The organism is Lysinibacillus sp. FJAT-14745, assembly GCF_001275675.1.
Taxonomy (GTDB): Bacteria; Bacillota; Bacilli; order Bacillales_A; family Planococcaceae; genus Lysinibacillus.
The window spans coordinates 1-547 of the sequence record NZ_LITM01000029.1 but is presented as its reverse complement, the minus strand read 5'-3'; the positions used below and the strand labels follow the sequence as shown (position 1 = coordinate 547).

The following is a 547-nucleotide window of genomic DNA, read 5'->3' as shown; positions in this document are numbered from 1 at the left end:
ATCTATGATAAGTTCATCCAATACTTGCCTCTTTACCGTCAGGTAAAGGAGTGGGAACGATATGGCCTGCTTACAAATGATAAGAATTTATCAAACTGGGTAATCCGTGTAGCTGAAGATTGGCTTCTACCGGTTTATGAACAGATGAAGCAGATATTAACAGCAAAATCTTTTCTACATGTGGATGAAACCTATGCGCAAATAATCAATCGTTCAGACGGAAAATCCGGTCAATCGAACGCCTATAATTGGGTGTCCCGAAGTGTGCCAAGTCAAGGACCGATCATCGTTCTTTTCCACAGCGCTTTATCGAGAAGCCGTTCTGTATTAGAAGACTTTATAGCTGGCTTTAAAGGAACCGTGATTTGTGATGGTTATTCGGCATACGGTAATCTACCTGATGTCACGTTCGCCAATTGTTGGGCGCATGTGCGACGTTATTGGCTAAAAGCCGATAGCAAAAACGGGCAAATTGGCGTGGACTACTGTGATCAACTGTTTCACCTAGAACGTCAATTCAAGCATCTTTCACCAGGTAAACGCCGAA

1 protein-coding gene is annotated in these 547 nt (G+C 43.0%); it reads left to right on the top strand.

Going from position 1 to position 547, the window contains the following annotated elements:
• Positions 1 to 547 (top strand): transposase (locus AMS59_RS23950; RefSeq protein ID WP_156304780.1); only part of this gene is annotated, 547 nt, incomplete at both ends.